This is a genomic window from Streptomyces sp. NPDC057565 (assembly GCF_042801455.1).
GTDB classification, from domain to species: Bacteria; Actinomycetota; Actinomycetes; order Streptomycetales; family Streptomycetaceae; genus Streptomyces; species Streptomyces yanii.
The window spans coordinates 152,632-177,817 of the sequence record NZ_JBHVFU010000004.1 but is presented as its reverse complement, the minus strand read 5'-3'; the positions used below and the strand labels follow the sequence as shown (position 1 = coordinate 177,817).

Annotated in this window: 19 protein-coding genes; 15 read left to right on the top strand and 4 right to left on the bottom strand. The window is 71.5% G+C overall.

The window, feature by feature from the left end:
- Positions 1-186 precede the first annotated feature (186 nt).
- The 4 genes from ACFU8W_RS10875 to ACFU8W_RS10860 all read left to right on the top strand — a co-directional run bounded on the left by ACFU8W_RS10875 (position 187) and on the right by ACFU8W_RS10860 (position 5,562).
- The gene (locus ACFU8W_RS10875; RefSeq protein ID WP_384035335.1) at positions 187-888 is read left to right on the top strand and encodes a helix-hairpin-helix domain-containing protein; all 702 of its coding nucleotides are present in this window, start codon (positions 187-189) and stop codon (positions 886-888) included.
- Entirely contained in the window at positions 885-3,437 is a 2,553-nt protein-coding gene (locus tag ACFU8W_RS10870) for a ComEC/Rec2 family competence protein (RefSeq protein ID WP_384034644.1), read from the top strand. Before ACFU8W_RS10875 ends, ACFU8W_RS10870 begins: the two co-directional genes overlap by 4 nt.
- A gap of 206 nt (positions 3,438-3,643) precedes the next feature.
- Positions 3,644-4,492 (top strand): arylamine N-acetyltransferase, encoded by an 849-nt coding sequence (locus ACFU8W_RS10865; RefSeq protein ID WP_384034641.1) that lies wholly within the window; start codon positions 3,644-3,646, stop codon positions 4,490-4,492.
- Positions 4,493-4,677: 185 nt separating this feature from the next.
- Positions 4,678-5,562 (top strand): YceI family protein, encoded by an 885-nt coding sequence (locus ACFU8W_RS10860; protein WP_345512783.1) that lies wholly within the window; start codon positions 4,678-4,680, stop codon positions 5,560-5,562.
- A 71-nt stretch (positions 5,563-5,633) separates the two neighbouring features.
- Here ACFU8W_RS10860 and ACFU8W_RS10855 read toward each other — a convergent pair whose 3' ends face one another.
- Positions 5,634-5,879 carry a hypothetical protein gene (locus ACFU8W_RS10855; RefSeq protein WP_384034638.1) on the bottom strand — a complete coding sequence of 82 codons (246 nt, stop codon included), beginning with the start codon at positions 5,877-5,879 and terminating at the stop codon, positions 5,634-5,636.
- Between the two features lie 83 nt (positions 5,880-5,962).
- Between ACFU8W_RS10855 and holA the strand changes: the two genes are divergently transcribed.
- On the top strand, positions 5,963-6,952 hold the full coding sequence (gene holA / locus ACFU8W_RS10850) for a DNA polymerase III subunit delta (RefSeq protein ID WP_384034636.1): 990 nt from the start codon (positions 5,963-5,965) through the stop codon (positions 6,950-6,952).
- A 203-nt stretch (positions 6,953-7,155) separates the two neighbouring features.
- Here holA and rpsT read toward each other — a convergent pair whose 3' ends face one another.
- Positions 7,156-7,422: a 30S ribosomal protein S20 gene (gene rpsT / locus ACFU8W_RS10845; RefSeq protein ID WP_030921110.1), complete on the bottom strand. Its 267-nt coding sequence runs from the start codon at positions 7,420-7,422 to the stop codon at positions 7,156-7,158.
- 215 nt (positions 7,423-7,637) lie between these two features.
- Here rpsT and lepA point away from each other — a divergent pair, with 215 nt between their 5' ends.
- The 4 genes from lepA to hemW all read left to right on the top strand — a co-directional run bounded on the left by lepA (position 7,638) and on the right by hemW (position 15,173).
- Entirely contained in the window at positions 7,638-9,512 is a 1,875-nt protein-coding gene (gene lepA, locus ACFU8W_RS10840; protein WP_384034632.1) for a translation elongation factor 4, read from the top strand.
- 314 nt (positions 9,513-9,826) lie between these two features.
- Positions 9,827-11,716 carry an AMP-dependent synthetase/ligase gene (locus ACFU8W_RS10835; protein ID WP_384034629.1) on the top strand — a complete coding sequence of 630 codons (1,890 nt, stop codon included), beginning with the start codon at positions 9,827-9,829 and terminating at the stop codon, positions 11,714-11,716.
- 208 nt (positions 11,717-11,924) lie between these two features.
- Positions 11,925-13,898: a SpoIIE family protein phosphatase gene (locus tag ACFU8W_RS10830; RefSeq protein ID WP_384034626.1), complete on the top strand. Its 1,974-nt coding sequence runs from the start codon at positions 11,925-11,927 to the stop codon at positions 13,896-13,898.
- Between the two features lie 42 nt (positions 13,899-13,940).
- Complete coding sequence (hemW, locus tag ACFU8W_RS10825; protein WP_266985799.1) at positions 13,941-15,173, top strand: radical SAM family heme chaperone HemW; 1,233 nt, start codon at positions 13,941-13,943, stop codon at positions 15,171-15,173.
- 110 nt (positions 15,174-15,283) lie between these two features.
- Here hemW and ACFU8W_RS10820 read toward each other — a convergent pair whose 3' ends face one another.
- Both ACFU8W_RS10820 and ACFU8W_RS10815 read right to left on the bottom strand, forming a co-directional pair.
- A complete protein-coding gene (locus ACFU8W_RS10820; protein ID WP_384034624.1) occupies positions 15,284-16,102 on the bottom strand; it encodes a DUF3097 domain-containing protein in 819 nt (272 codons plus the stop codon).
- A 25-nt stretch (positions 16,103-16,127) separates the two neighbouring features.
- Entirely contained in the window at positions 16,128-16,850 is a 723-nt protein-coding gene (locus ACFU8W_RS10815; RefSeq protein WP_384034621.1) for an MBL fold metallo-hydrolase, read from the bottom strand.
- A 182-nt stretch (positions 16,851-17,032) separates the two neighbouring features.
- On the opposite strand from ACFU8W_RS10815, the gene hrcA reads away from it, so the two are divergent.
- From hrcA to ACFU8W_RS10785, 6 genes are all read left to right on the top strand, one after another.
- Entirely contained in the window at positions 17,033-18,049 is a 1,017-nt protein-coding gene (hrcA, locus tag ACFU8W_RS10810; protein ID WP_266985805.1) for a heat-inducible transcriptional repressor HrcA, read from the top strand.
- Complete coding sequence (gene dnaJ / locus ACFU8W_RS10805; RefSeq protein WP_345512775.1) at positions 18,050-19,186, top strand: molecular chaperone DnaJ; 1,137 nt, start codon at positions 18,050-18,052, stop codon at positions 19,184-19,186. It begins immediately after the preceding gene.
- Positions 19,187-19,329: 143 nt separating this feature from the next.
- Positions 19,330-20,403, top strand: coding sequence for a nitronate monooxygenase (locus ACFU8W_RS10800; RefSeq protein ID WP_384034616.1), 1,074 nt, complete (start codon positions 19,330-19,332; stop codon positions 20,401-20,403).
- Positions 20,400-21,146: a 16S rRNA (uracil(1498)-N(3))-methyltransferase gene (locus ACFU8W_RS10795; protein WP_384034613.1), complete on the top strand. Its 747-nt coding sequence runs from the start codon at positions 20,400-20,402 to the stop codon at positions 21,144-21,146. Before ACFU8W_RS10800 ends, ACFU8W_RS10795 begins: the two co-directional genes overlap by 4 nt.
- A gap of 196 nt (positions 21,147-21,342) precedes the next feature.
- Positions 21,343-21,768 carry a hypothetical protein gene (locus tag ACFU8W_RS10790; protein WP_384034610.1) on the top strand — a complete coding sequence of 142 codons (426 nt, stop codon included), beginning with the start codon at positions 21,343-21,345 and terminating at the stop codon, positions 21,766-21,768.
- Between the two features lie 79 nt (positions 21,769-21,847).
- Positions 21,848-25,099: a S41 family peptidase gene (locus ACFU8W_RS10785; RefSeq protein WP_384034607.1), complete on the top strand. Its 3,252-nt coding sequence runs from the start codon at positions 21,848-21,850 to the stop codon at positions 25,097-25,099.
- Positions 25,100-25,186 lie beyond the last annotated feature (87 nt).

Here is a 25,186-nt window from a genome sequence, read left to right as displayed (position 1 = left end):
GCGCTCATGGCGGGGGCGTACGGAGGACGTGCGGACCGGTCGGTGACGGGGTCGTGGGCCCCGCCCCCGGACACGGTCCCCGCACCGGCACCGGCAGTTCCTCGTCCGGAGAGTGCCGCGCCGTCCGACGAGCCGGCGCGGGTGGTCGAGCCGGCTCCGGCTGCGCCGGGGCGGTGGGAGCGCATGATGCCCGCGGTGCGGGAGCGGATCCCGATGTGGTTGCGGCTCAGGTGCGGTCTGGAGCCGCGAACCCTTGCCGCGCTCACCGTTGTCCTGGTGGCTGCCGCAGTCTTCGCAGCGGTCCACTTCTGGTCCGTACGGCCCCAGTCCGTACGGGCGCCCGATCCGGTCAACGAGCGTGCGCACGCCCCGACATCGGACCCGACGACGGATCCCGTCCGTACCCCCGATCCGTCACCCGGACCACCGGCCACCCCAGGACCGGACGGGCGGATCGTCGTCGACGTCAGCGGCAAGGTGCGGCGGCCGGGCATCTACCCCTTGCCGTCAGGAGCGCGGGTGGCCGACGCGCTGCGGGCGGCGGGCGGGGCCCGGCCGGGCGTGGACATCACCGGGCTCAACCGGGCACGGGTGCTGCTGGACGGGGAACAGGTCGTGGTCGGCGCGCCACCCGGGCCACTCGTCTCCGGTGCCCCGGGCGGCGCCGGCACGGGTGGTCGTGGTGGCCCGGCGACCGGGCCGGTCAGCCTCAACAGCGCGACCGTGGAACAGCTGGACACCCTGCCCGGCGTCGGTCCGGTCCTCGCCCAGCACATCCTCGACTACCGCGCGCAGCACGGCGGCTTCCGTTCCGTCGACGAACTCCGTGAGGTCAACGGGATCGGCGACCGCCGGTTCGCCGATCTCCAACCGTTGGTACGACCATGACCCGCCCGCACGTCCCACCGGACGTCCATACGGCGTCGGGCCGACGGCTTGGCGCCGCCGACCCGCGACAGGAGGGCCCGGTCGATCTGCGACTGGTCCCGCCGGCCCTCGCGGCCTGGGCCGCCGCGGCGCTCGCCGTGGGTGCGCCCTGGCGCTGGACGGCCGCGGGGACGGCGCTCTGCTTCGTCGCCGCCCTGGTACTCCTCGGCGTCTCACGGGCCTCGGCGACCCGCGCAGCGCGTGCTCGGCCCGCCGACCACCGGGAGTGCGAGGGCGGTGAGGGCGGCGGCGGACAAAACCGGCACAGGCTCCATGCCACCGCGGCCGCGGCGGCGTTGCTCTGCGCGGCGGCCGGAGCGACGGCCGCGGGCCTGCACGGCGCGGACGCACGGCAGGGGCCCGTACCCGGTCTGGCCGACCGTTTCGCGAGGGTCGAGGCGGAGGTGACGGTCACGTCCGACGCACGCCGGACCCGCCCCCAGGTCCAAGGCGACCACAGCGCCCCGGCCGCCCTCCTCCTGGACGCCGAGATCACCGGGCTCACGGCACCCGGCGGTGCCACCACCCGTCTCCGCACCCCGGTGCTGCTGATCGTGTCGCCCTCCGGCTCGACGGCGCGATGGGAGCGGCTGCTGCCGTCCACGAGGCTGCACGTGAGCGGCCGACTCGCGCCACCGCTGCACAGCGGGCAACGCAACGCCGCGATCCTGCGTCCGGACGGCAAGGGGCCGCCTCGCGTCACCGGGCCGCCGACTCCTCTCCAGCGCACAGCGGGCGAACTGCGCGCGGGCCTGCGACGAGCGACGGACGGGCTGGATCCCGATGCGCGGGCGCTGCTGCCGGGGCTGGTCGTCGGCGACACCTCCAGGGTCACCCCCGAACTCCACGAGGCGTTCCGAGCAGCCGACCTCACGCACCTGATGGCGGTTTCCGGTGCCAACCTGGCGATCCTGCTCGTGTTGCTCATCGGACCGCCCGGCGCCGCGCTCCGGGCCGAACGCCGTGGCCTGGCACCCCGGTTGGGCATCCCGCTGCGGATGACCGCGCTGCTCGGCGGCGGACTCACGCTCGCCTTCGTCGTCGTGTGCCGACCGGAGCCGAGCGTGCTGCGCGCCGCGGTCTGCGGGCTGATCACACTGCTCGCGATCGGTACGGGCCGCCGCCGCTCGCTGATTCCCGCACTGGCCGCCGCCGTTCTGCTGCTCGTGCTGTACGACCCGTGGCTGGCGCGCAGTTATGGCTTCGTCCTCTCCGTTCTGGCGACAGGCGCCCTGCTCACGGTCGCCCCGCGATGGAGTGCCGCGCTGCAACGGAGGCGTGTGCCGCCCCGGCTTGCCGAGGCGCTGGGTGCGGCCGCCGCGGCGCAGGCGGTGTGCGCGCCCGTCGTCGTGGTGCTCGCCTCGCGGGTCAGTCTGGTGGCGATTCCGTGCAACCTGCTGGCCGAGTTCGCGGTTGCGCCCGCCACCGTCCTCGGGTTCGCCGCGCTCGCCGCGGCACCGGTGGCCATGCCCGTGGCCGAGCTGCTCGCCCGGATCGCGGGCCGGCCGGCCGGGTGGATCGCCTCGGTGGCCCGCACCGGGGCGGCTTTTCCCGGGGCGGAGATCGACTGGCCCGACGGTTGGCGGGGAGCGCTCCTGTTGACCGCCCTCACGGCCCTGGCGGCGTTGTCCGCCCGCCGTGTCGCGCGTCACCCATGGGTCTGTTCGGCTGCCGCGCTGCTTCTGGTCCTCGCGGTGCTGCGCCCGGCGCCGCTCACCCGGGTGCTGACGGGGTGGCCGCCACCTGACTGGGCGTTTGTGATGTGCGATGTGGGTCAGGGCGACGCCATGGTGCTTGCGTCGGGGGACGGCGAGGGCGTGGTGATCGACACCGGCCCCGATCCACGTCTGGCCGACCGCTGCCTGCGTGACCTGGGCATCACCAGGGTGCCGCTTCTGCTGCTCACGCATTTTCATGCCGATCATGTCCGGGGGCTGCCCGGCGTGTTGCGGGACAGAGCGGTCGGCGCGATCCAGACGACGAGTCTGGACGAACCACCGGACCAGGCGGCGTTCGTAGGCAGAACAGCCGCAGCGGCGCGGGTCCCTCTGGTACGGGCGGCAGCGGGAGAGCGCCGCCGCATCGGTACGCTCGACTGGCGAGTTCTGTGGCCGGCGGGAGGCGCGACGGCAGGCCTCGTACCGGAGGAGCCGAACGACGCCAGTGTCACGCTGTTCGTCCGGACCGGCGGACTGAGCCTGTTGCTCCTCGGTGACCTCGAACCCATGGCCCAGCAAGGGCTGTTGCGCCAGTACCCGGCGCTTCCGCGGGTGGATGTCCTCAAGGTCGCCCATCATGGATCCGCCCACCAGGACCCGGCGTTGCTGCGCAGCGCGCGCCCGCGGCTCGCCCTGGTGAGTGTGGGCAGGGACAACCCGTACGGGCACCCGGCGGCCCGGACCGTCGAGGCGCTGAGGGGCGGGGGAGCGGTGGTGCTGCGCACGGACCTGGACGGCGCGATCGCGGTGACGGGCGCCGGGTCGCGGCTGCGAGCGGTCGGGCGCTCATGACCACCATCCGGCCGACCGCGCCCCCGAGTACGTCCGGTACGAGGGCGATCCTCCGCCTTGCGATGCACCGCACCGGACGCCGCGAGCTTCCCGGCAGACCTTTCCGGTCGCAGCACTGGCGAGAACGGGCAATGCCGCACCTCGGCCGGTGGTCCTAGGACCACCGGCTCATGGCGTGCCGCAGGGCTCCCGGACAGACTTCGGCCATGGACCCGCAATCGCGACAGACCGTCGACGCGTACCTCGACCGCATCGGCGCCCACCGTCCCGCACGTCCCGACGTAGCGGCTCTGCGCGAGCTGCAGCTGCGACACCTCACCGCCGTGCCCTTCGAGAACCTGTCGATCCATCTCGGCGAAGACATCGTGCTGGACGAAAAGGCGCTCCTCGACAAGGTGGTGGGTGCCCGGCGCGGCGGGTTCTGCTACGAACTCAACGCGACCTTCGCCGCGCTGCTCCGGGCCCTCGGATTCCGCGTGACCCTCCTCCAGGCCCGCGTCTACGGGGACGACGGACGGCTCGGCATCCCGTACGACCATCTCGCGCTGCGCGTCGAGACCGACGACAGCACCGGCCCCTGGCTCGTCGATGTCGGCTTCGGCGACCACGCCTGCCATCCGCTCGCACTCGACGACCGCACGGACCAGGAGGATCCGAGCGGTACGTTCCGGATCCGGGAGACGCCCGACGCCGAGGACGGCGACGGCACCGCGGGAGCCGGTGCCGGGGATCTCGATGTACTGCGCGACGGGGCGCTGCAGTTCCGGCTGGATCTGCGACCCCGCGCTCTTGCGGACTTCCGGGCAGGCGCCTGGTACCACCGCACCTCGCCCGCCTCCCACTTCACCCGGTCCGTGGTCTGCTCCCGGCTCACCGACGAGGGCCGGGTCACCCTGAGCGGCCGCACGCTCGTCACCACCGTGCGTGGCGAACGCCGCGAGGTGCCGCTCGCCACGGACGCCGAGGTGCTCGACGCCTACCATGAACACTTCGGGCTGCGTCTCCACCGGTTGCCCACGGTCCATCAGGTTGAGATTTTCGGGCGCAACGGGTGAAGCGTACAAGCGGAACATTCAATTCGGACCTTCGGTAACACCTCCACCCAAGCCGCTCCCAGTCCCTCCGTTTGCCTCGAACACCCCAAGAGTGATCGAATGCATGCTCGTCGGCGGGCCGCTGCTCCGACAACGACGTCCAGCCGTTCGGCCCCAAGGTGAATCTCCCCGGGGGGTACGTGAAGATGTTCGGCCGTTGGCTGGGAAGCAAGAACGCAACGAGTGCGGCGCAGGGCAACCCGCTGGCGGGACTCACGGTGCCGCGCAGTGCGGGAGTCCTGAGCTGCCGCGTCCTCGATCCGGTCAACGAGGCTGTTCAGCAGGCCGAGTTCGTCGTCACGGACAGTGCGGGCCGCAAGGTCGTCGGCGGTGAGACGGACCCCTTCGGGACCGTCCTCGCCACCGTGCCGGCAGGTGACTACCGGCTGGCTGTCACGGCCGAGGGCTTCACCCCGTTCCACGGTTCGGTCACGGTCTCCGAGAGCGGCCACGCGGGACTCGGGGACGTCATGCTCCAGGTGGCCGCGCCCCCGCAGCTGCCCGACCCCGGTGAGTGGGAGATCGAGCCGAACCACTCCCAGATCGGCTTCACGGCCCGCCACATCGGGCTGGCCCGTATCCATGGCCGATTCAACACATTCGCAGGTGCGATACGGATCGCCGACCGCATGGAGGACTCCGCCATGCATGTGATCATCGACGCCTCGTCGATCGACACCAACGTGCAGATGCGCGACGACCATCTGCGGTCCAGCGACTTCCTCGACGTCGGGCGCTATCCGACGATGGAGTTCTACAGCGACCGTTTCGTTCACCGGGGCGGCAGCCGCTGGGGCGTGAGCGGCGCGCTCACCCTTCACGGCGTCAGCCGTACCGTGATGCTGGACACCCAGTACCTCGGCCTCGGCAATGGTCTCGAGGGGGAGACCAGGGCGGCCTGCCGGGCCACCACCGAGCTGCACCGTGAGGACTTCACCCTCACCTGGCAGACCATGCTGGCCCGTGGTATCGCCGCCGTCGGCTCCAGCATCGCCATCGACATGGACATCCAGATCGTCCCCAAGGGCTGAGTCCCGGGGGTGCTGCGGCCGGGGCCGCCGCGGCTGGGTGCTCTGTCCGGCGGAACAGCGCCGGACAGCCCTCAGGGCGCCTCCAGCCAGCCCTCGTACTCCGCCGCCAGCTCGTCGAGTGCCGATGGGTCGAGCCGGCCGTCCGCGTCCTCCACGACCACCAGCCACTGGGCGTCCTCCGCGTCGTCCTCGCCGGCCAGCGCGTCGCGTACGAGCTGAGGTTCCTCGGCGACTCCGAAACGGTCGGCGAGCTCCACGGCCACCTCCTGCGCGGTATCGCGGTCGGGCAGCACCAGTACATGTCTCACATCGCTCACCTGCCCATTCTCCGGTACGGCGACGGGTGCGGGGAGAGGCGTCGAAGCCGGGCTGTCGGAGGGGCGTGGGATGCTGGACGGCGATGGCCACCAGAAGGAATTCCACCGACGATCCGCTCGCCCCCCTCACGCTCGCCGTGGGCCAGGAGGACCTCCTCCTCGACCGTGCGGTGCAGCAGGTGGTGGCGGCGGCCCGCGCGTCCGACGCCGACACGGACGTCCGCGACCTCACCTCCGACCAGCTCCAGCCGGGCACCCTTGCCGAGCTCACGAGCCCGTCGCTCTTCGCCGAGCGCAAGGTGGTGATCGTGCGCAATGCGCAGGATCTCTCCGCCGACACGATCAAGGACGTCAAGGCGTACCTCGACGCACCGGCCGAGGAGATCACGCTCGTCCTGCTGCACGCGGGCGGCGCCAAGGGCAAGGGGCTTTTGGACGCGGCGCGCAAGGCGGGTGCGCGGGAGGTCGCCTGCCCGAAGACCACGAAGCCTGCCGAGCGGCTCTCGTTCGTCCGGTCGGAGTTCCGGGCGCTGGGGCGTTCCGCGAGCCCCGAGGCGTGCCAGGCGCTCGTCGACTCCATCGGCAGCGATCTGCGGGAGCTGGCGAGCGCGGTGTCGCAGCTGGTTGCGGATGTCGAGGGCACGATCGACGAGGCGGTCGTCGGGCGCTACTACACCGGTCGTGCGGAGGCGTCCAGTTTCGCGGTCGCCGACCGGGCGGTGGAGGGGCGGGCCGCGGAGGCGCTGGAGGCACTGCGCTGGTCGCTGTCGACCGGGGTGGCGCCGGTGCTGATCACCAGTGCGCTGGCGCAGGGCGTACGGGCGATCGGCAAGCTGTCCGCGGCGCGCGGCGGCCGGCCTGCGGATCTCGCCCGTGAACTGGGCATGCCGCCGTGGAAGATCGACCGGGTGCGGCAGCAGATGCGGGGGTGGACGCCGGACGGGGTGGCGGCGGCTCTGCGGGCGGTCGCGGACGCGGATGCGGGCGTGAAGGGCGGCGGGGACGACCCCGAGTACGCCCTGGAGAAGGCCGTGGTCGCTGTTGCGCGGGCAGCGCGGGCCGGGCGGCGCTAGTCCAAGGACTTCGGGGCCGCCTTGCGACAGGGCATGCCGAAGGCCCCGGCTGTCGCTCTGGGGAGGGCGATGGTCGGGGCCTCGGTTTCACGCTTGGTGCGCCGCACCCGCGTGGCGAACGCAGGTTCGGTGTGCGGCGCGGGGGCCGGGCAGGGGCGGGAGAGAGGGCCCGCTGGTCCGTTCCGGCGGTTACATCAGAAAGCTCAGCCCTGGAGGGCGGCAACCTTGGAGGCCAGCGCCGACTTCTTGTTGGCGGCGGCGTTCTTGTGGATGACGCCCTTCGAGACAGCCTTGTCGAGCGCGCGCGAAGCGTCGCGAACGGCCGTGGTGGCCTTCTCGACGTCGCCCGCAGCGGCAGCCTCACGGGCCTTGCGGATCGCGGTCTTGAGCGAGGACTTGACGGCCTTGTTGCGCAGGCGCGCCTTCTCGTTCGTCTTGTTCCGCTTGATCTGGGACTTGATGTTCGCCACGAAAGAGCCTTTTCAGGTTCGTTGGATCTTCGATGTGCGCCCCGCCGCCCGAAAGGGCCACGAAGCACAGCTGTCAACGGTACCAGCCGCGCTCCTACCGGCCCAAACCGGTCTCTGCCCCGCGGGCGTGGGACGATGGAAGCTACGTAACGATCCGACCGACCCGACATCGACCCGAGACACGGCGTTCGGCGTCTCAAGAATCAGGACCCTGCGTGCCCGCGACTCCTATCCACGTGCCCGAGCCGAGCCGTACCGACCCGGCGCTGATCCGCAACTTCTGCATCATCGCGCACATCGACCACGGCAAGTCGACCCTTGCCGACCGGATGCTTCAGCTGACGGGTGTGGTCGACCAGCGGCAGATGCGCGCTCAGTACCTCGACCGGATGGACATCGAGCGCGAGCGCGGCATCACCATCAAGTCCCAGGCGGTACGTCTGCCCTGGGCGCCCACCACGGGCGACGGCCAGGGCAGCACCCATGTCCTCAACATGATCGACACGCCGGGCCACGTGGACTTCACGTACGAGGTCTCCCGCTCGCTCGCCGCCTGCGAGGGCACGATCCTGCTGGTCGACGCCGCGCAGGGCATCGAGGCCCAGACGCTGGCCAACCTCTACCTGGCGATGGAGAACGACCTCACCATCGTTCCGGTGCTCAACAAGATCGACCTGCCGGCCGCGCAGCCGGAGAAGTTCTCCGAGGAGCTTGCCAACCTCATCGGCTGCCAGCCCGAGGACGTCCTCAAGGTTTCCGCGAAGACCGGCATCGGTGTGGACGCCCTGCTGGACCGGGTGGTCAGGGACGTCCCGGCGCCCGTCGGCAAGGCCGACGCGCCCGCCCGCGCGATGATCTTCGACTCGGTCTACGACTCGTACCGCGGTGTCGTCACGTACGTCCGTGTCGTCGACGGCCAGCTCAACAAGCGCGAGCGCATCAAGATGATGTCCACCGGCGCCACCCACGAGCTGCTGGAGATCGGTGTCTCCTCCCCGGAGATGACCCCGGCCGACGGTCTCGGTGTGGGCGAAGTCGGCTACATCATCACCGGTGTGAAGGACGTCCGGCAGTCCAAGGTCGGTGACACGATCACCTCCCTGAACAAGGGCGCGACCGAGGCGCTGGGCGGCTACAAGGACCCCAAGCCGATGGTGTTCTCGGGGCTGTACCCGCTCGACGGCTCGGACTACCCCGACCTGCGCGAGGCCCTCGACAAGCTCCAGCTCAACGACGCCGCCCTGGTGTACGAGCCGGAGACCTCCGCGGCCCTCGGCTTCGGCTTCCGCGTCGGCTTCCTCGGTCTGCTCCACCTCGACGTGATCCGCGAGCGCCTGGAGCGCGAGTTCGGTCTCGACCTGATCGCCACCGCCCCCAACGTGGTCTACCGCGTGGACATGGAGGACGGCAGCGAGCACATCGTCACCAACCCGAGCGAGTTCCCCGAGGGCAAGATCGACAAGGTGCACGAGCCCGTCGTGCGCGCCACGATCCTCGCGCCCAGCGAGTTCATCGGCTCGATCATGGAGCTCTGCCAGAACCGGCGCGGCACCCTGCTCGGCATGGACTACCTCTCCGAGGACCGGGTCGAGATCCGCTACACCCTGCCGCTCGCCGAGATCGTCTTCGACTTCTTCGACCAGCTGAAGTCCAAGACGCGGGGTTACGCCTCGCTCGACTACGAGCCCACCGGCGAGCAGTCCGCCCAGCTCGTCAAGGTCGACATCCTGCTGCACGGCGACAAGGTCGACGCGTTCTCCGCGGTCACGCACAAGGACAAGGCGTACGCGTACGGCGTGCGGCTCGTCGCCAAGCTGCGCGAGCTCATCCCGCGGCAGAACTTCGAGGTGCCGATCCAGGCGGCCATCGGCTCCCGGGTCATCGCCCGTGAGACCGTCCGCGCCATCCGCAAGGACGTCCTCGCCAAGTGCTACGGCGGTGACATCTCCCGTAAGCGGAAGCTGCTGGAGAAGCAGAAGGAAGGCAAGAAGCGGATGAAGATGGTCGGCAATGTGGAGGTGCCTCAGGAGGCCTTCATCGCCGTGCTGTCCACCGACGAGTCGGGCGGGGAGGGCAAGGGCAAGAAGTAGTTCCCGCCGGATTTCCGCTTCTGCCCGGCTTGAGCCCCGCTGCCCCTACTCGGTGGTAGCCCCAACGGACCCTTGCGTCGCAGCACCCTGCGGCGTGGGGGTCCGTTTGTTATGAAGCGGCGTCCGATTGCCTCTTACGCGGCGGACGTGCGCGCTCTACCCTGATCACGGCTCGTAGTTACTCACGAGTTAAACAAGCGGAATCACACACGCAGGATCAGCACGCAGACGGACGCACCCAAGCAGGATCAAGCAGCAGCACGCAGCAACCAAACAACCGGTCGTGAAGCACTGCCGCAGGCCCGGAGGATGTCGTGAGCGACACACAGACCCTGATCGATAACCGACCGCCCTCCGTGGCGACCCTCTTCATCGACCGCGTTGCGGCCACTCCGGACGGCGAGGCCTACCGCTACCCGGTCCCCTCGGCCACCGGACAGGGCGCCGACGAATGGAAGTCGCTGAGCTGGGCACAGGCCGCGGACCGCGTGTACGCGATCGCCGCAGGGCTCATCGGTCTGGGGGTGGAGCCGGAGGAGCGGATCGCGCTCTCCTCCGCCACCCGCGTCGAGTGGATCCTCGCCGACCTCGGTGTGATGTGCGCGGGCGCCGCGACGACCACGATCTACCCGTCGACGAACGCCGAGGAATCGTCGTTCATCCTTGCCGACTCCGAGAGCCGGGTGCTGATCGCCGAGGACGCCGGCCAGCTGGCCAAGGCCCGCGAGTGCCGCGCGGACCTGCCGAACCTCGCCCATGTCGTCGTCATCGACCCGGACGGCGTCGAGCCCGACGCGGCCGACCCCGAGGGCTGGGTGCTCTCGCTGGCCGATCTGGAGGCCCGCGGCGCCGAGCTCCTGGCGGAGAACCCGGGCGCGGTCAAGGAGCGGGTCGACGCGATCACCGCCGACCAGCTGGCCACCCTGATCTACACCTCGGGCACCACCGGCCGCCCCAAGGGCGTGCGGCTGCCGCACGACAACTGGTCGTACATGGCCAAGGCCACGGTGGCGACCGGCCTGATCACCGAGGACGACGTCCAGTACCTCTGGCTGCCGCTCGCGCACGTCTTCGGCAAGGTCCTCACCTCGGGCCAGATCGAGGTCGGCCATGTCACCGCCGTCGACGGCCGGATCGACAAGATCATCGAGAATCTGCCGGTGGTCCAGCCGACGTACATGGCCGCTGTGCCCCGTATCTTCGAGAAGGTCTACAACGGGGTCGCGTCCAAGGCGCGGGCCGGTGGCGGCGCCAAGTACAAGATCTTCCAGTGGGCGGCCGGGGTCGCACGCGAGTACGCGAAGGTGTCCCAGGACAACTTCCGGCGTACCGGCACGGTCTCGGTCCCGTTCGGCCTCGGCGCCAAGCACAAGGTCGCCGACGCCCTGGTCTTCGCCAAGATCCGCGAGGCCTTCGGTGGTCGGCTCCGCGCCTGTGTCTCCGGCTCCGCGGCGCTCGCCCCCGAGATCGGCTACTTCTTCGCCGGCGCCGGCATTCACATCCTTGAGGGCTACGGGCTCACCGAGTCCAGCGCCGCCTCCTTCGTCAACCCGGGCGAGGCCTATCGCACGGGCACGGTCGGCAAGCCGCTCCCCGGCACCGAGGTACGGATCGCGGACGACGGCGAGATCATGCTGCGCGGCCCCGGCATCATGCAGGGCTATCACCGCCAGCCGGAGAAGACCGCCGAGGTGCTGGAGGCCGACGGCTGGCTGCACAGCGGTGACATCGGCGAGCTCTCGGTGGACGGCTACCTGCGGATCACCGACCGCAAGAAGGACCTGATCAAGACGTCGGGCGGCAAGTACGTCGCCCCGGCGGAGGTCGAGGGACAGTTCAAGGCGGTGTGCCCGTTCGTCTCCAACATCCTGGTGCACGGCGCGGACCGTAACTACTGCACCGCCCTGATCGCCCTCGACGAGCCGACCATCCTCGGCTGGGCCTCCGAGAACGGCCTGGCGGGCAAGTCGTACGCCGACGTGGTCGCGTCCCCGCAGGCCGTGGAGCTCATCGACGGCTATGTGAAGCGGCTCAACGGGGGGTTGCAGCGCTGGCAGACCATCAAGCAGTTCCGGCTGCTGCCGCGCGACCTCGACGTCGAGCACGGCGAGCTGACGCCGAGCCTCAAGCTCAAGCGGCCGGTCGTCGAGCGCGCGTACAAGAGCCTCATCGACGAGATGTACGTGGGTGCCCGCGAGGCGTAGGCACGGCCCGTGGTGCGGGCGGTGCGGACTGCCCCGTCCGCACCGCTGTTCCTGATCCCCGTTCCTGATCGTGGTTCCTGCGTCTTCTCCTCCCATCCCACTTCGGTAACTCGGTGCTTCTGGGGAGGGCCGGTCTGTCACTCTGTCCGTGTCGTCAGCGGCATACGGCGCGAAACAGGCCGTGCGAGAACAGGTCAGGAGCGGCGCCATGGGGCCCATTCCCTTGCAACGGGACTCTGTTCAGCGTCCCGATACCCACGTCGGGCGGGCGGACGCGCGGCCGGTCGCCCGGACGAGCCTGCCGGGGAACCTCCTCGCGCCGGCCGCCGCGCGCCGGTTCGTCCGGTCCGCTCTTGCCGAGTGGACCGGGCTCGGGCTGCCCGCGGCCGTGGGCTTCAGCGACCGGCTGGCCGACGACGCGTTGATCGTCGCCGATGAGCTCGTCACCAATGCCGTCGTGCACGCCGGGACCGCCGTCGAACTCCTCTTCCGGCTGGAGGAAGCGGCCGGGGACGAGGCCGCAGCCCTGGTGCTGGAGATCGCCGACCACCACCCCACCCGTTCCGTACACAGCGATCGCCCTGACCCGGTGCCCGCGGCGGACCCGGACGACCCGGCCGAGGGCGGGCGCGGGCTGCAGGTCGTCGCCGCACTTGCCGAACGCTGGGGCATCACGTACCGCACCGGCCTCAAGACCGTCTGGGCCCGTCTGCCCGTCGACGACTGGACCGCGCTGCCCGAGCCGGCCGCCGAGCCGGAACTCCGGGGCGGGCTGCGCACCGCCGAACTGCTCGCCCCCACCTCCCGGCGCGCTCTGCGCGACGACGCGGACTGGGCGGGCCGCGGTGCGCTCTCGTTCCTCGCCGAGGCCTCCGACCTGCTTGCCGGTCAGCTCGACGAGGACATCGTGGCGGCGCTCGCCGGGCAGTTACTGGTGCCCAGACTCGCCGACTGGTGCGCGATCTGGCTGGAGCCGGAGAACGGCGGGCCCGCTGCCGTCCCCCGGCTCGCGAGCGTCTGGCACCGTGACGAGGCCGAGACCGAGCAGCTGCGCCCCGTGTTGGAACAGGACCCGATCCGGTTGCCGGAGCGGGTGGGCACCGGGCCCGTCTCCATGCCGTGGCCCGGTGCCGACGAGGACGGGACCGGCCCGGGCGCCGACGAGCGCTCCAGCGGACGTGCGGGGGCCGCGCTCGCCTTTCGCATAACCGCCGGCGGCCGCACGCTCGGAGCCGTACTCCTGGGGCGGGAGGGCATCGCCCGCGTCCCCGACGGGGTGACCGCGCTGATCGAGGACTTCGTGCGCCGCGTCGGCCTCGCCGTCGGCGCCGCTCGCGCGTACACCCGGCAGGCCACCATCAGCCGCATCCTGCAGCGCGGACTGCTGCCCAGCAAGGTCGCCGACATCCCCGGCGTCACCAGCTCACTGGTGTACGAGCCCAGTGACGACGGTGTCGTCGGTGGTGACTTCTACGACATTTTCTCGTGCCCCGGCGACCGCTGGTGCTTCATCCTCGGCGATGTGCAGGGCAGCGGCCCCGAGGCCGCCGTCGTCACCGGTCTCGCCCGGCCCTGGCTGCGGCTGCTGGCCCGGGAGGGGTTCCGCGTCGGTGAGGTGCTGGACCGGCTCAACCGGCTGCTTCTCGACGACGCGATGGAGGCCGCCGAGGCCGCCGCGCTCATGGTCGCGGCCGCCGGCGGGCAGCATCTGGCGGAGGGCGGCCAGCATCTGCGGGAGGACGGTCCGCAGCTGCCGGACGGCGGGCAGCCCCGGTTCCTCTCCCTGCTGTACGGGGAAATGGTGCCGCTGCCCGGTGGCGGGGTGCGCTGCACGCTCGCCAGCGCGGGCCATCCGCTGCCGCTGCTGCTGCGGCCCGACGGCACCGTGCGGACCGCCGCCGAGCCGCAGGTGCTGCTCGGGGTCGTCGAGGACGTCGCATACGAGAGCCAGAGCTTCGACCTGGCGCCGGGGGACAGCCTGCTCTGCGTCACGGACGGGGTCACGGAGCGGCGCTCCGGGCCGGCGATGTTCGACGACGGGGACGGTCTCGCCCGGGCGCTGGCCGGGTGCGCCGGGCTGACCGCGGAGGGGATCGCGGACCGGATCAAACGCGCCGTTCACGAGTTCGCCGAGCGCCCGCCGGACGACGATCTGGCGCTGGTGGTCCTGCAGGCCCGGTGAGCGCGGGCGGGGTACGACCGGCGACGAGTGACAATGGACGGTATGCCTTCCGTACTGCCCGATGGTGAGCCCGTGCCCGACGACGGGGCGCTGCCCCGTCATGCCCTGGAAGGCGCCGCCGACCGGCCGCTCGGTTTCTACCTGCATGTGCCGTACTGCGCCACGCGCTGCGGGTACTGCGACTTCAACACGTACACGGCGACCGAGCTGCGGGGGTCGGGCGGTGCGCTGGCCTCGCGTGACAACTACGCCGCCCATCTGATCGGCGAGGTCCGCCAGGCCCGCAAGGTGCTCGGCGACGACCCGCGACCGGTCCGTACGGTGTTCGTCGGCGGTGGTACGCCCACGCTGCTGGCCGCCGGGGATCTCGTACGGATGCTGGCGGCGATCCGTGACGAGTTCGGGCTCGCCGACGACGCCGAGATCACCACCGAGGCCAATCCGGAGTCGGTCGACCCGGCGTATCTGGCGGAGCTGCGGGAAGGCGGCTTCAACCGGATCTCGTTCGGGATGCAGAGTGCCCGGCAGCACGTGCTGAAGATCCTCGACCGTACGCATACGCCGGGGCGGCCCGAGGCGTGTGTCGCCGAGGCCCGGGAGGCGGGCTTCGAGCACGTCAATCTCGACCTGATCTACGGCACGCCCGGGGAGTCCGACGACGACTGGCGGGCCTCGCTGGACGCGGCGATCGGAGCGGGGCCGGACCATGTGTCCGCGTACGCGCTGATCGTCGAGGAGGGCACGCAGCTGGCGCGGCGGATCCGGCGCGGCGAGGTTCCGATGACGGACGACGACGTCCACGCCGACCGGTATCTGATCGCTGACGAGGCCATGGCCGCGGCCGGCTTCTCCTGGTACGAGGTGTCGAACTGGGCCCGGACGGTGGAGGGACGGTGCCTGCACAACGAGCTGTACTGGCGGGGCGCCGACTGGTGGGGGGCCGGGCCGGGTGCGCACAGCCATGTGGGCGGGGTGCGCTGGTGGAACGTGAAGCATCCCGGCGCGTACGCGCAGGCGCTCGCGGAGGGGCGGTCGCCCGGCGCGGGGCGGGAGATCCTGTCGGCGGAGGACCGGCGGGTCGAGCGGATTCTGCTGGAGCTGCGGCTGGTCGACGGGTGTCCGCTGTCGCTGCTGGCGCCCGCCGGACTGGCAGCGGCGGGGCGCGCGGTGGAAGACGGGCTGCTGGAGGCGGCGCCCTATGCGGAGGGGCGGGCGGTGCTGACTCTGCGGGGGCGGTTGCTCGCGGATGCGGTGGTCAGGGACCTGGTGGACTGAGGGGGCGCGGGGGTACGGGTGCGCTTGCGGCGGGCCTGATCCCCCTGCCCACCCCTTCCCGGAACCGGGGGCTCCACCCCGGCCCCCGGTCGTCGGTCGCCGGACGGGCACTAGGCAGGCGCCGTCACGAAGTCGATCAGGTGTTCCACCGAGCCCAGCAGCGCCGGCTCCAGGTCCTTGTACGAGCGGACCGTCGACAGGATGCGCTGCCACGCGGCGCCCGTGTTCTCCGGCCAGCCGAGAGACCGGCACACGCCCGTCTTCCAGTCCAGGCCGCGGGGCACCACCGGCCAGGAGTCGATGCCCACCGACGCCGGCTTCACCGCCTCCCAGATGTCGATGTACGGGTGGCCCACCACCAGCACGTTCGCGTCGGTGACCTCGGCCGCGATCCTCGACTCCTTGGAGCCGGGGACCAGGTGGTCGACCAGGACGCCCAGTCGCGCATCCGGGCCGGGCGCGAACGAGCGGACGATGGACGGGAGGTCGTCGATGCCTTCCAGGTACTCCACCACCACACCCTCGATGCGCAGGTCGTCGCCCCAGACCCGTTCGACCAACTCCGCGTCGTGCCTGCCCTCCACGTAGATCCGGCCCGCCCGCGCCACCCGGGCCCGCGCCCCGGGGACCGCCACGGAACCGGAGGCCGTGCGGGCGGGGCGGGCCGGGCCGGTCGCCGAGGGGCGTACGAGGGTGATGACGCGGCCCTCCAGGCGGAAGCCGCGCGGTTCCATCGGGAACACCCGATGCTTGCCGAAACGGTCCTCCAGGGTCACCGTCGGGCCCTGCGCCGTCTTCTCGCAGCGGATCACCGCACCGCAGAATCCGGTGGAGACCTCCTCCACGACCAGATCGGGCTCGGCGGGGACCTCGGGGACGGGAGCGGACTTCTTCCAGGGCGGGGTCAGGTCCGGGTGGTAGCTGCGCATCGGACGACGATAGGACGGGAACCGGTCACGACACGCCGAAGGCTGCGGACAGCCGGTCGCGTTGTGCCCGTACGAACGCCGCGTCCACGACGGCCCCGTGCCCGGGTACGTAAATGGCGTCCTCGCCGCCCAGCGCCAGCAGCCGGTCCAGCGCGGCCGGCCAGCGCGACGGGATCGCGTCCGGGCCCGCCTGCGGTTCGCCCGACTCCTCGACCAGGTCGCCGCAGAGGACCACGGCCGGGGAGCCGGGCACGAGGGCGACGAGATCGTGGCCGCTGTGGGCGGGGCCCACGTTCGCCAGCAGCACCTGGCGGCCGCCGCCCAGGTCGAGCGTCCATGCGTCGCACACCTGGTGGTGCGGTGCCACCAGGACTTCCGCCGCCTGCGCCGCGTCCTCCTCGGACACCCCCTGGCGTACCGCGTCGGCGTACAACTCGTCCGCACTGCCGGTCAGGAGAGCGGCCGTGCCGATCGCGCCGTACACCTCGGCCCCGGCGAATGCCGCGGTGCCGAGCACATGGTCGAAATGAGGGTGACTGAGTGCGATATGCGTCACCCTCCGGCCGGTCATGGCCTGCACCTGGGTCCGTATCTCCACCCCTTCGCGCAGCGTCGATCCCGTGTCGAAGAGCAGGACCGCCTCCGCTCCGACCACCAGTGCGACCGTGGCATCCCACCCGGGGAGCCTCCGACGGCCCACACCGTTGCCCAGTCGCTCCCAGCCGAAGTCTTCCCAAGACGCGTCCATGCGGAGACGCTATCGGCAACGACCTGCACAGTCTCGGGGTAGCGTGGCCGGTCGCCCTTGCTAGGGCCCCACCCGGCCGCCGTACACTGGCGGGGGATCGCTGGCACTCGTACGCATCGAGTGCCAGGAATCGCCGGAGATCGACCAGAACCACCGAGGAAACACAGCTGGAGGTGTGCGCCATGCTCAGCGAACGCAGACTCGAAGTGCTGCGCGCCATCGTCCAGGACTATGTCGGCACCGAGGAGCCCGTCGGCTCCAAGGCGCTCACCGAGCGGCACAAGCTGGGGGTCTCCCCGGCCACCGTCCGCAACGACATGGCTGTGCTGGAGGACGAGGGTTTCATCGCCCAGCCCCACACCAGCGCGGGTCGCATCCCGACGGACAAGGGCTACCGGCTCTTCGTCGACAAGCTCGCAGGGGTCAAGCCCCTGTCGTCGCCGGAGCGCAGGGCCATCCAGAACTTCCTCGACGGTGCGGTCGACCTCGACGACGTCGTGGGCCGCACCGTACGGCTGCTCGCGCAGCTGACCCGGCAGGTCGCCGTCGTGCAGTACCCCTCGCTGACCCGGTCCACGGTGCGGCATGTGGAACTGCTGTCGCTGGCGCCCGCCCGGCTGATGCTCGTGCTGATCACGGACACCGGCCGGGTCGAACAGCGCATGATCGACTGTCCCGCGCCGTTCGGTGAGACCTCTCTGGCCGATCTGCGGGCCCGGCTCAACAGCCGGGTCGTGGGACGCCGGTTCTCGGACGTCCCGCAGCTGGTGCAGGACCTGCCGGAATCCTTCGAGAGCGAGGACCGGGGAACCGTGTCCACCGTGCTCTCCACCCTGCTCGAAACCCTCGTCGAGGAGACGGAGGAGCGGCTGATGATCGGCGGCACCTCCAACCTCACCCGCTTCGGGCACGACTTCCCTCTGATGATCCGGCCGGTGCTGGAGGCGCTGGAGGAGCAGGTCGTGCTGCTGAAGCTGCTCGGCGAGGCCAAGGACTCGGGCATGACCGTACGTATCGGGCACGAGAACGCCCACGAGGGGCTCAACTCCACGTCCGTCGTCGCGGTCGGCTACGGTTCGGGCGACGAGGCAGTCGCCAAACTCGGCGTGGTCGGACCGACCCGCATGGACTACCCCGGAACGATGGGAGCGGTACGCGCAGTGGCACGTTACGTCGGACAGATCCTGGCGGAGTCGTAAGTGGCCACGGACTACTACGCCGTTCTCGGCGTGCGCCGCGACGCATCTCAGGACGAGATCAAGAAGGCCTTCCGGCGGCTCGCACGCGAGCTGCATCCGGATGTCAACCCCGATCCGAAGACCCAGGAGCGGTTCAAGGAGATCAACGCCGCCTACGAGGTGTTGTCGGACCCGCAGAAGAAGCAGGTCTACGACCTCGGCGGTGACCCGCTGTCCGCCTCCGGCGGCGGTGGCGCGGGCGGATTCGGACAGGGTGGCTTCGGCAACTTCTCCGACATCATGGACGCGTTCTTCGGCACGGCGTCGCAGCGCGGACCGCGGTCGCGCACCCGGCGAGGCCAGGACGCAATGATCCGGCTGGAGATCGATCTCGCCGAGGCGGCGTTCGGTACCACCAAGGACATCCAGGTCGACACGGCCGTCGTCTGTACGACCTGCAGCGGCGAGGGCGCCGCACCCGGCACCTCCGCCCAGACCTGTGACATGTGTCGCGGCCGCGGCGAGGTCTCCCAGGTCACCCGGTCGTTCCTCGGCCAGGTCATGACCTCGCGGCCCTGCCCGCAGTGCCAGGGCTTCGGTACGGTCGTGCCGACGCCGTGCCCGGAGTGCGCCGGCGACGGCCGCATCCGTTCGCGGCGCACGCTCACCGTGAAGATCCCCTCCGGTGTCGACAACGGCACCCGCATCCAGCTCGCGGGCGAGGGCGAGGTCGGCCCCGGTGGCGGACCGGCCGGCGACCTGTACGTCGAGATCCATGAGCTGCCGCACCCGGTGTTCCAGCGACGCGGCGACGATCTGCACTGCACGGTCACCATCCCCATGACGGCGGGCGCGCTCGGCACGAAGGTGCCGCTGGAGACGCTCGACGGTCTGGAGGAGGTCGACATCCGGCCGGGCACCCAGTCCGGCCAGTCGGTCCCGCTGCACGGCCGCGGCATCACGCATCTGCGGGGCGGCGGACGCGGCGACCTGATCGTGCACGTCGAGGTGACGACCCCGTCGAAGCTGGACCCGGAGCAGGAGCGGCTGCTGCGGGAGCTGGCGAAGCTGCGTGGCGAGGAGCGGCCCACCGGTCAGTTCCAGCCAGGGCAGCAGGGACTCTTCTCCCGCCTCAAGGATGCGTTCAACGGTCGCTGAGGACCGTCCGCACCCCGCTTTTCCCTTGCGCTGTAGCGCCCGCCCGTCCCCGGACCGGCGGGCGCTACGGCGTTCCGCGTATACCGCTCCGGCCGTGCCGTGGCTGATTCGGCAGGGTGCACCGGACGTGACACGATGCGGTCATGTCATCCGCGTTGACCGATCTCTACCGGTATCCGGTCGTGCAGGCCCCGATGGCGGGCGGCGTGTCCTGTCCGCAGCTCGTGTCGGCCGTTGCCGAAGCCGGTGGGCTCGGCTTCCTGGCCGCCGGGTACAAGACGGCGGACGGCATGTACAACGAGATCAAACAGCTGCGCAGAATGACCGGCCAGCCGTTCGGCGTCAACCTCTTCATGCCGCAGCCGAACCTCGCCGACCCGAGCGCCGTCGAGGTGTACCGGCACCAGCTCGCCGGTGAGGCCGCCTGGTACGAGACCCCGCTCGGCGACCCGGACTCCAGCGGTGACGACGGCTACGAGGCCAAACTCGCGATCCTCCTGGAGGACCCCGTTCCGGTGGTCTCCTTCACGTTCGGCTGCCCCACCCGCGACGCCCTCGACGCGCTCGCCGGAGTCGGTACGTACACCGTCGTGACGGTCACCTCGTCCGAGGAGGCCCAAGCCGCCCAGTGGGCGGGCGCCGACGCGATCTGTGTCCAGGGCGTCGAGGCGGGCGGCCACCAGTCCACCCATCGCGACGACCCGCAGACCGACGACACCGGCACGGGGCTGCTCTCCCTGGTGGCCCAGGTCCGGGAGACCGTCCAGCTGCCGCTCATCGCGTCCGGCGGCATCATGCGCGGCTCCCAGATCGCGGCGGTCGTCGCGGCGGGCGCGGAGGCGGCGCAGCTCGGCACGGCATTCCTGGTCTGCCCCGAGTCCGGCGCCCATCTGCTGCACAAGCAGGCGCTGACCAACCCGCTGTTCGTAGGGACGGCCCTGACCCGGGCGTTCTCCGGGCGCCCCGCCCGCGGCCTCGTCAACCGCTTCGTGCGCGAGCACGGCCCGTACGCCCCCGCCGCCTACCCGCAGGTGCACCATGTCACCAGCGGGCTGCGCAAGGCCGCGGCCAAGGCCGGGGACGCGCAGGGCATGGCCCTGTGGGCGGGCCAGGGCCACCGCATGGCGCGCGAGCTGCCGGCCGGTCGGCTGGTCGAGCTGCTCGCCGAAGAACTGGACGCCGCACAAGCGGCACTGAGCACAAGGAGCACGCAGTGACCGCACCGGTCTTCGTCGTCGAACAGGTCCCCGCCGGGCCCGAGTTCGTCCTGGACGGCCCCGAGGGGCGGCATGCCGTTTCGGTCAAGCGGCTGCAGGCCGGTGAGAACGTCGTCCTGACGGACGGTCACGGCCGGTGGACGGAAGGGATCGTGCGGGCCACCGAGGGCAAGGACCGGCTGGTGGTGACGGACCTCTGCACGGTCCACGAGGAGCCCCGTCCCACGCCCCGCATCACCGTGGTCCAGGCGCTCCCCAAGGGCGACCGCGGCGAGGTCGCCGTCGAGACGATGACGGAGACGGGCGTCGACGCGATCGTGCCGTGGCAGGCTTCGCGCTGCATCACCCAGTGGAAGGGCGACCGCGGTCTCAAGGCCCTCGCGAAGTGGCGGACCACGGCCCGCGAGGCGGGCAAGCAGTCGCGCCGGGTGCGATTCCCGGAAGTGACGGACGCGCTGACGACCAAACAGGTTGCCGCACTTCTGGCCACAGCCGACTTCGCCGCCGTCCTGCACGAGGACCGGGGGTACGACAGCGAGCCGCTGGCCACCGTCGGACTGCCCGCAGGGGGCGAGATCATCCTGGTCGTGGGCCCGGAGGGCGGTGTGTCGCCCGAGGAACTGGCGACCTTCGCCGAGGCGGGCGCCCGGACCTGCCGGCTCGGCCGGAGCGTCCTGCGCACCTCGACGGCGGGCACCGCGGCGACGGCGCTGCTGCTGGGACGCACCGGCCGCTGGGCGTAACGACCGTATACAGCATGCCCGGTGTGGCTGCAAGCGGTCTACCGCACCATGGGGGAGTGGTGGGACGCTGCCACGTATGGGGACATTGAGGGCATCGAGTCCATGGGGTCGCGGCCGGACCCATCGCATTCCGGCCGTACTGTGCCTCGTCGGTGCGGCGGTTGCGGGGGCCGCCGCCTGTGAGCCGATCGACGGGTTGAACTCCGCGTCCGTCGCCCTGACCACCGACCGAGCGGGCACCGAGGCGCTGGAGCGCAAAGGGGTCGATGTGCGGTGGCTGAACTGCACGGCCGAGGTCGAGGGCGGCGGTACGACGCGGTCCTCGCCGTCGCCGTCCGCGTCCGTGCGGCAGGTGGCGCACGTCGACTGCCGCGGCCGGACCGCGGGCGGAAAGGACGTCACGCTCGTCGGCAAGGTCACGAAGGAGGTCAACGGGGTTTGTGTGCGGGGGGACTTGACCGGGAAGGTCGGCGACAGGACCGTCCTGCGGGCCGATGTGCTCGGGAACTGTGACGCCGCCCCCTCGACCGGCGGCGTGACACCGCCGACGGGCGGTGGCGGCGGCGCCCGGCCGACCGTCACCGTGACCGTCACGGTGACCGAGTATGCCCAGGGCAAGTGAGTGCATCCGACACGCGGACGGGGGCGGACTCCGGCCAACCCCGTTCCCCGGAGCACGACCGCGGCCTAGGGTGATCGATGTGACACAGCCTGCCTATCTCCGGTACCCCCATGTCCAGGGCGAATTGATCGCCTTCACCGCTGAGGACGATGTCTGGCTGGCGCCGCTCGACGGCGGCCGGGCCTGGCGGGTCAGCGCCGACAACCGGCCCGTTCGCCAGCCGCACATATCGCCCGACGGCACCCACGTCGCCTGGACATCCACTCGGGACGGCGCCCCCGAGGTGCATCTCGCCCCCGTCGACGGAGGCCCTTCGAAGCGGCTGACCTACTGGGGCGACGCGCGGACCACCGTACGCGGCTGGACCCCCGAGGGCGACGTTCTGGTCACCAGCACCCAGGGGCAGGTGTCGCTCCGCCGCAGCTGGGCCCGGGCCGTCCCGGTCGACGGCGGGCCCGCGCGGACCCTGCCGTACGGACCGGTCGGCTCCCTCGCGTACGGACCAGGCGGACGGGTCCTGCTGCTCTCCGCCACCATGGGGCGCGAGGCCGCCACCTGGAAGCGCTACCGAGGCGGCACGGCGGGCAAGCTGTGGCTCGCGCAGGCACCCGGCGAAGGCCAGGGGCCTGACGGCGTCGCGGACTTCGTGCGGATCCACGAGGGCCTCGACGGCAACATCGAATGCCCGATGTGGGTCGGCGACCGTCTCGCCTTCCTCTCCGACCACGAAGGCGTCGGCGCGCTCTACTCCTCGCTCCCCGACGGCTCCGACCTGCGTCGGCACACCGAGGTCGACGGCTTCTACGCCCGCCACGCGACGACCGACGGCACCCGCGTCAGCTACGCCTCGGCCGGCGAACTGTGGCTGCTCGACGACCTCGAAGGGGCCGAACCCCGCCGTCTCGACATCCGCCTCGGCGGACAGCGTGCCGACCTCCAGCCGCACTCCGTGCACGCCGGGAGCCACCTCGACTCGGCGTCCCCGGACCGTACCGGCCGCGGCAGCGCCGTCGGGACGCGCGGCGCCGTCCACTGGGTCACCCATCGCGAGGGCCCGGCCCGCGCACTGGCCGTCGAACCCGGGGTACGGGCCAGACTGCCCCGTACCTTCCAGGCCGAGGGCGATCAGCACGTCGTCTGGGTCACCGACGCGGAGGGCGACGATGCCCTGGAGTGCGCACCCGCCACCGGAACCGCTCCGGGCACCGCACCGCGCCGACTGGCCGCCGGCCGGCTGGGCAGGGTGCTCGACCTGGCGGCGGCCGCCGACGGCAGCCGGTTCGCCGTCGCCTCGCACGACGGCCGGATCCTGATCGTCGAGCGGGAGAGCGGCGAGGTCCACGAGGTCGACCGCAGCGAGCACGGCGACGCCTCCGGGCTGGTCTTCTCGCCCGACTCGGCATGGCTCGCCTGGTCCCACCCCGGGCCCGAGCCGCTGAGCCAGCTCAAGCTCGCGCACCTCGCCGATCTGTCGGTCGCCGAGGCCACGCCGCTCCGCTTCCGGGACTACGCCCCCGCGTTCACCGTGGACGGCAAGCACCTCGCCTTCCTCTCCGAGCGGGCCTTCGACCCGGTCTACGACGCACACGTCTTCGACCTGGCCTTCGTCGGCGCCTGCCGGCCGCACCTGTTGACGCTCGCCGCCACCACGCCCTCCCCGTTCGGGCCGCAGCGCCACGGCCGCCCGGCCGAGAAGGAGAAGAGCTCCGGCGACGCAGAGCAGGACAACCCCACCGCGCTGCCCGTCACCCGGATCGACCTCGACGGGCTCGCCGACCGAATCGTGCCGCTGCCCGTCGAGGCCGCCCGCTACTCCTCGCTGCGCGCGGCGAAGGACGGACTGCTGTGGCTGCGGCACCCGGTGACGGGCGTGCTCGGTACCGCAGGGGCGACACCGGACTCCCGGGGACCGGAGACCGTCCTGGAGCGGTACGACCTGGAGAAGCTGCACAGCGACGAACTCGCCTCCGATGTCAGCCGGTTCGCCGTCAGCGGCGACGGCAGGCGGCTGGTCCTGCACACCCGGGGCAAGCTGCGCGTCGTACCTGCCGACAGCCGTGTCCCGGCGGGCTCCGACGACGACCACGACGGCGGCAGCGACAACAACGTCGCCGTCGACCTCTCCCGGATCCGCCGGATCGTCGAACCGGCCGCCGAATGGCGCCAGATGTACGACGAGGCCGGCCGCATCATGCGCGACAACTTCTGGCGGCCCGACATGGGCGGCGTCGACTGGGAGGGCGTCCTCGACCGCTACCGGCCGGTGCTGGCGCGCGTCGCCACCCATGACGACCTCGTCGACCTGCTCTGGGAGGTGCAGGGGGAGCTCGGGACCTCGCACGCGTATGTGACGCCGCCGGGCGACCGGCACGACGACGCGAGCCGGCAGGGGCTGCTCGGGGCCGACATCTCCCGCACGGACGAAGGCCATTGGCGCATCGACCGGATCCTGCCGTCCGAGACGTCCGACCCGGCAGCGCGCTCGCCGCTCGCCGCGCCCGGCGTCGCGGTCCGCGCCGGGGACGCGATCCTCGCCGTCGACGGGCAGGCGATCGACCCCCTGACCGGGCCCGGGCCGCTGCTCACCGGCTCGGCGGGCAAGCCGGTCGAGCTGACCGTCTCGCCGGCGGACGGTGGCAACCTGCGTCATGTCGTCGTCGTGCCGACCGCGGACGAGGAGCCGCTGCGGTACCACGCGTGGGTGGCCGACCGACGGGCGTACGTGCACGAGCATTCCGGCGGGCGCCTCGGCTACCTGCACGTCCCCGACATGGTCGGCTCCGGCTGGGCGCAGCTCCACCGGGACCTGCGGGTCGAAGTGGCCCGTGAGGGGCTGGTGGTGGACGTACGCGAGAACCGTGGCGGTCACACGTCGCAGCTGGTCGTGGAGAAGCTGGCCCGCCGCATCGTCGGCTGGGACCTGCCGCGCGGCATGCAGCCGTACAGCTACCCCGGGGACGCGCCGCGCGGTCCGGTGGTCGCCGTGGCGAACGAATTCTCCGGCTCGGACGGCGACATCGTGAACGCGGCGATCAAGGCGCTCGGGATCGGGCCGGTGGTCGGTACGCGGACGTGGGGCGGCGTGGTGGGCATCGACAGCCGGTACCGGCTGGTCGACGGCACGCTGGTCACGCAGCCCAAGTACGCGTTCTGGCTGGAGGGGTACGGCTGGGGTGTGGAGAACCACGGGGTGGACCCGGATGTGGAGGTCGTGATGGCGCCGCAGGACCATGCGGCGGGGCGGGATCCGCAGCTGGACGCGGCGATCCGGATCGCGTTGGAGGGGCTCGCGGAAAGCCCGGCGAAGACGGCACCGGGTCTGCCGGGGTAGGGGGCCGGGGCCTTTCCCCGGATCCGGACCGATCCGGGGAAAGGCCCTCGTTCCGCTGTCCGCCCCTTCCCAGGACCGGGGCTCCGC